The sequence below is a fragment of the Ruegeria sp. HKCCD7559 genome (assembly GCF_013110575.1).
Taxonomy (GTDB): Bacteria; Pseudomonadota; Alphaproteobacteria; order Rhodobacterales; family Rhodobacteraceae; genus Ruegeria.
In genome coordinates this window covers 1-1474 of record NZ_WVQU01000024.1, presented here as the reverse complement: position 1 = coordinate 1474, position 1474 = coordinate 1, and the positions used below count along the sequence as shown (strand labels likewise).

Here is a 1474-nt window from a genome sequence, read left to right as displayed (position 1 = left end):
CCTGAGCTTTCATGTCATCGGCGGAGATTCCGGCGACGGCGACGGGTTTTTTCATCGCGTCGCGGCGGAAAGGCTCGCCGAGCTCCTGGTTGATCAGGGCCTCGATCAGCGTGGTGATGCCGTTCTTCTGATCCTCGATCGCCTGATTCAGCGCCGCAGTCAGCTCGTCCTGGGTGCGGGCCACGACACCCTTCAGGCCACAGGCCTGCGCGATACCGGCGTAAGACACTTTGGTGTCCAGCTCGGTGCCGACGAAGTTGTCGTCGAACCACAGGGTCGAGTTGCGCTTTTCCGCGCCCCACTGGTAGTTGCGGAACACGATCTGGGTCACGGCGGGCCATTCCTCGCGGCCGATCGCGGTCAGTTCGTTCACCGCGATGCCAAAGGCACCGTCACCGGCAAAGCCCACGACCGGCACATCCGGGCAGCCGATCTTGGCACCAACGATGGCCGGCAGGCCATAGCCGCAGGGGCCGAACAGGCCCGGCGCCAGGTATTTGCGGCCCTCTTCAAACGATGGATAGGCGTTGCCGATGGCGCAGTTGTTGCCGATATCCGAGCTGATGATCGCCTCTTTCGGCAGGGCCGCCTGAATGGCGCGCCACGCCATGCGGGGGCTCATCCAGTCGGGCTTGGCCGAGCGAGCACGCTGGTTCCAGGTGGTGCCCGGATCGTCATCCTCGTGGGTCATCGAGGTCAGTTCCTGCGCCCAGGCCGATTTCTTCTGCGCGATGCGCTCTTTGCGCTCTTTGCGGCCTTCGTCACCGGCGGTGTCGCTCAGCTGGGCCAGAATGCCCTTTGCCACCTTGGCGGCGTCGCCGATGATGCCGACGCTGACCGCTTTGGTCAGGCCGATACGGTCAGGGTTGATGTCGACCTGGATGATCTTCGCATCCGTGGGCCAGTAGTTGATGCCATAGCCCGGCAGGGTCGAGAACGGGTTCAGACGGGTGCCGAGGCACAGGACAACATCCGCCTCGCTGATCAGCTCCATCCCGGCTTTCGAGCCGTTGTAGCCCAGCGGGCCGGCAAACAGAGGGTGGCTGCCGGGGAAGGCGTCGTTGTGCTGATAACCCACGCAGACCGGCGCATCCAGACGCTCGGCCAGCGCCTTCGAGGCCTCGATCCCACCCTTGGACAGAACCACGCCCGCACCGTTCAGGATCACCGGGTTCTTGGCGTTCGACAGCAGCTCGGCCGCCTGCGCCACGGCGGTTTCGCCGCCCGCAGGGCGCTCGAACTCGACGATGGCGGGCAGGTCGATATCGACCACCTGGGTCCACATGTCACGCGGGATGTTGATCTGGGCCGGGGCGCTGGCGCGCTTGGCTTTCATGATCACGCGGTTCAGAACCTCGGTGACGCGGGTCGGGTCGCGGACCTCTTCCTGATAGGCGACCATGTCCTCGAACAGCTTCATCTGCTCAACTTCCTGGAAACCGCCCTGACCGATGGTCTTGTTCGCCGCCTGCGG

Annotated in this window: 1 protein-coding gene; it reads right to left on the bottom strand. The window is 64.6% G+C overall.

From position 1 onward, the window contains the following. On the bottom strand, positions 1-1474 hold a 1474-nt coding region (gene xsc / locus GS605_RS20925), incomplete at both ends, for a sulfoacetaldehyde acetyltransferase (RefSeq protein WP_171725213.1).